The 4,321-nt window shown below is 65.1% G+C and carries 5 protein-coding genes; 4 read left to right on the forward strand and 1 reads right to left on the reverse strand.

Annotation, left to right across the window (positions count from 1 at the left end; translation table 11 throughout):
• Nucleotides 1-562: 562 nt before the first annotated feature.
• From L978_RS00005 to L978_RS00020, 4 genes are all read left to right on the forward strand, one after another.
• Complete coding sequence (locus L978_RS00005) at nt 563-1,177, forward strand: hypothetical protein (protein ID WP_197055592.1); 615 nt, start codon at nt 563-565, stop codon at nt 1,175-1,177.
• A 431-nt stretch (nt 1,178-1,608) separates the two neighbouring features.
• Nucleotides 1,609-2,187, forward strand: a complete 579-nt coding sequence (locus L978_RS00010) for a hypothetical protein (protein ID WP_231554938.1) — start codon at nt 1,609-1,611, stop codon at nt 2,185-2,187.
• 9 nt (nt 2,188-2,196) lie between these two features.
• Nucleotides 2,197-2,853: a ParA family protein gene (locus L978_RS00015; RefSeq protein WP_197055593.1), complete on the forward strand. Its 657-nt coding sequence runs from the start codon at nt 2,197-2,199 to the stop codon at nt 2,851-2,853.
• A complete protein-coding gene (locus tag L978_RS00020) occupies nt 2,850-3,185 on the forward strand; it encodes a hypothetical protein (protein WP_047519036.1) in 336 nt (111 codons plus the stop codon). Before L978_RS00015 ends, L978_RS00020 begins: the two co-directional genes overlap by 4 nt.
• Nucleotides 3,186-3,416: 231 nt before the next feature.
• Here L978_RS00020 and L978_RS18645 read toward each other — a convergent pair whose 3' ends face one another.
• Nucleotides 3,417-4,190, reverse strand: a complete 774-nt coding sequence (locus L978_RS18645; protein ID WP_156118192.1) for an AfsR/SARP family transcriptional regulator — start codon at nt 4,188-4,190, stop codon at nt 3,417-3,419.
• Nucleotides 4,191-4,321 lie beyond the last annotated feature (131 nt).

Genomic DNA, 4,321 nt, shown 5'->3' on the forward strand with positions numbered 1-4,321 from the left:
GAGGCGTTCAGTACGCAAATGCGAGGCGTTCAGTACGCAAATACCCCCCGCGATCCCAAGCGGCTCTAGGGATCGCGACTTCCCCTAGTTCTTTTCTCTAGTTCTCTTAACTAGTTCTCTCCATGGTTAAGACCCAGCCCAGCCATACGACGCGTGCGCGAAGCCTCCGGCATCGGAGCTGCCGCAGGACCTCTGGCGCGGCCCTTTGCCTACGGAGAAGCGCTGCCCCCACGCCCATAGGTGTCACTCGTGCGGCGCTACGTGAACGCCTGACGGCCTAAAAGTGGCTAGGGGGTACCTCGATACCGGAACAGGGGTTGAAAGTCGTTCAGGCGGGCGTACAGGGCGTTTGAGCTACAGGTGTGGCGACGGGCGGACCGTACGACGCGAGAGCGCCGGGAGTTTCAAACGTGTATTGAGCACCGCCAGTACACGTTTGGCGGGTTACGCTCGGTGCACGGAACGGCTATCAAAATGCGTCTCAAAGTGAGATACTGATTTGAGTAGCGTTGTCGGGTCTACGAAAGGGCACCGGAGGATGAGGATTCAGCGAAGCATCGGAGTGGCCGTGAGCGTCGTGGGGGCGGCGCTCATTCTGGCCGGGTGTACAACCCCCGAACCACAGAAGACACCCAAGCCGACACCGAGCGCCACGGCGACGGTGGAGCCGACCGGGGCACCCACGCAAGCGCCCGTCTCAGGGCCGAAGGATGAAGCTCAGGCCGTCTCGGACGCGAACAAGGTCTACGCCGAGTACAAGCAAGCCTGGTTCCGATTCTTGGCTGATCCCGCACTTGGGCCCGACTACCTAGAGCACTTCGTCTGGCCGGATTCGCGCATGGCGACCCTGGTGCAGGACACCTACACCGGCAAAGCCGAGAACCAGGCGTCTGTGGAGGGTGAGCCGTTCGTCTGGCAGGCGAACGAAGCCCTGTCCTACGTCGCGCCGGTCACAAACAACAGCACCGGGGAAGTTGACCCGCTGGGAGCAGTGAATCTGTTCGGGTGCAGCGACAACACCGGAGTCACGTTCCTTCTCGGCGGAGTCGAGAACGCGAACATTCCCAAGGGCAGCTTCCCCTACCAGGCGGTGATGATCTACAGCGCCGAGGACGAGGGCTGGTTCGTCCAGGACGAGATGTCACTGACGGGCAAGGAAGGGGCGCCGCTGTGTTGAGTTCCTGGCTGCGTCGAAGCGCGGCGATCCTAGCGAGCGCGGCGGCGGTCGTCGCCTTGTCTGTGTCGGTCTCAGTCCCCGCGTCAGCGGCGAACAACTGCTACTACAACGAGCAGGGTGCCCTCGTGTGTGATGTCGAGGTGGAGGTTCCTGGTAATCCGGGTTCGGGTACGCCGGGGACGGGGCCGGCCGATTTCACGCCGGGGCCGACGTCGTGCGTTCACACGCCGAAGGACGGCACCGAGCCTGCGGAGGTTCCGTGCTCGAAGGATGGCGGTTGGTGGTCGAATGAGCGGCAGTGCTACTGGAGCTTGGACAACCCGCAGAGGCCCGCGCCGACGGGGCGGGATGCGAGCGTGGGCGCGTGGTACTCGTGCGATCCGATTGAGGCGTGCACGGGTCGCGGGTGCTACGACGTGTCGCTGTGGCTGATGACCCCGCCTCCGGGTGTTGCGCAGTACACCCCTGCTCAGGCTGCGGGGATGCTGGCGCGATCGTTCGTGCTGCAGCCGGTCCAGATCGGCATGGCACCGGAGCAGAAGGTGCACACGGATGACCCTGCGGGCACGGCTCCCTATCGGCGCACGTGGGTAGGGATTCCGGTGTGGCTGTGGGTGGATAACCCGACAGAGAGCACATGGGGGCCGATCAGTCGGACGGCGACCTATGGCGGGGTGACGGTGACGGGCACGGCGTCTGTGCAGTCCCTCGCGTACACGTCGGGCGACGGGCAGACCATCGGCTGCGCGAGTGGTGGAACGCCGTTCGATGCGGTCGCTATGGCGAACAAGCCAGCGGTCGATTCTCCGACGTGCGGATTCCGGTATCAGAAGCAGTCGGACGGCGGAACATTCACGGTCACGGCTACGTCGACGTGGTCGGTGGAGTGGACGGGCGGCGGTGACTCGGGGCGCATTCAGTTGCCGTCGACGAGTTCGTCGACGCAGGTTCGGGTGGGCGAGCTCCAGTCCGTGAACGTGACGACTGACGGCGATACTTTCGGCGGTTGAGAGGAAACGATGAGTGAGCAGCTCGAGCAATTATTGGCCCAGCTAGACGAGCCGGTGCAGGTGACCGTGGGCGCGCTGAAAGGCGGGGTGGGGAAGTCCACCACGGCGGTGCACCTGGCCCTCGCACTGGCGAAGTGCAGCCCGCTGCCGGTGATGCTGGTGGACGCCGATCCGGTCAACGCGTCCACGTTCGAGTGGTCCGAGTTCGCGGGGGATGACTGGCCGAGCAGCGTGACGGTGAACTACTGGCCGAGCGCGAACCTCGCCAAGCGTGTGAGGGATTCCCGCCACACCGGGCATGTGGTGATCGACACCGGGCCGAGCGATCCGGCGATCCTGCGACAGGCGCTCATGGTCACCGATCACCTGGTGGTGCCGGTCGCACCGACACCGGCTGAGGTGTCCCGCATCCGCCCGACGCTGGAGGCCGCGGCTGAGGTGGGGTTCAACCGGGATATCTCGTTGAACGTGCTGTTTACGCGGGTGAAGCCCAACACGCGCAGTCTCCGCGAGGCGCGCGAGGCGATGGAGGAACAGGGGCTGCACGCGCTCGCGACGGCGGTGCCGTTCGTGCTCCAGTACTCCCAGGCGTTCGGCACGGTGCCGGATGACTTGGGGGTCTATCCGACTGTGCTGATCGAAACGCTGGAAAGGACGAGGGCATGACCGGGGAGAACACACCCAAGAAGGCGGCACCGAAGAAGAACAGCAAAGACTGGGGGCGCTTCCTCGATCACAAGGCCACCCCGAACCCCGAGGCCGACGAGCAGCCGAAGAAGGCCGCACCGGAGATCCCCGAGGGTGTGGCGGTGACCCCTATTCGGGGTCTGCCGACGACGGCATGGAAAGGCCAGTATTACCGGCTCCCGCTGGAGACTCCTGAACTCATCAAAGAGGGCAAGGGGCTGGCGGCCGCGAAGGGTGTGCGGGTGACGAATGCGCAGATCGTCGCGGAGGGTGTCCGGCTCTGGGTGGAGCGGGAACGCAAGCGGAAGTAGGCGAAAAAACGAATGCCCCGGCTGGGTGACCAGCTGGGGCATTTTCTGTCTGCGGTGAGGGCCGGGCGGAAGGTGTATTGCGGTGATAATCCGGAGAGGCCCAAACCTCCGTACCCTCTTCGCGCTAGGGCGCTCATTGGCACTGCGGTTTCAGCCTATCAGGGTTGTCAAACGGAATGGGTCTCAAAACGCATCGCAATTCGCGATCCGGGGTGAGACCCATTCCGCGTCTCAGGGGCGGTGGGACGCTGCGGCGCGGAGCGCTGCGGGCGCGTGGGCGAGCAGCTGCGCTGTCTCGGTGTCGAGTGGGTGCGCGGTGCCGACCGTGGCGTACAGGTCAGCGACGGTCTGCGCGTAGGTGATCGGATCGGCGCGCACCATCGCGAGGCGTAGTTCCATCCGCCAGCCGGTTTCGTTCAGGGGGTCGGTGCTGCGCGCGATCGTCGCGGCGGTGCGCGCGTCGGAGAGGCGACCGGCACCCATTGCGCGGGTGTACATCTCGGACGCTGCGGCGAGCACTCCGGCGATCATGGCTTCCTCGAAGGGGCCGCGCCACGTCCACCAGCCGGGGCGGCGGGTGATCCCGTCCAGTGGCTGGCCGCGTACGAGCCTCACAGCGTCGATCAGAGCCGCCGTGGGGGTGTGGGAGGGGTCTGGCCCCATGAGGCGCTGAAAGTCGCTCCAGTCGCTCGTGAGAGCCGGGTGCAGGGCGTAGCCGGCCTTTGTGGCCTCCGGGAACCAGCGCCGCCCATCCGGGGCGTGGCCGAGCACGCTGCGCGTCTGCTTCGCCAGGGTGCGTGCATGGCCGTTGGAGGGCACGTAGGCATCCGGCCAGAGAGCGTGCTGTACCTGGACACCCGCGACCCCGGCAGGGTTCAGGTGTAGGTACGTGAGCAGTTCGAGGGAACGGCCCGGTAGCTCGCCAGGCGCGAAGCCCTCGACGTGAGCGGCACCCAGCAGACGTAGGTACACCGGGCGATCAGTTGATACGGTCGAGTCGATCACGGTTGGTCCAATCTTCCGTGGTTGCCGCGCCCCAGGTGTTACAGCACCTGGGGCGCTTTCTATTGATGTTGTGTGTATCTCAGTATGTATCCCATTTTGGGATACGTCTAGGTGTTGACGGAAATTGGGGA

It is taken from the genome of Microbacterium sp. ZOR0019 (assembly GCF_000800925.1).
Taxonomy (GTDB): domain Bacteria; phylum Actinomycetota; class Actinomycetes; order Actinomycetales; family Microbacteriaceae; genus Microbacterium; species Microbacterium aurugineum.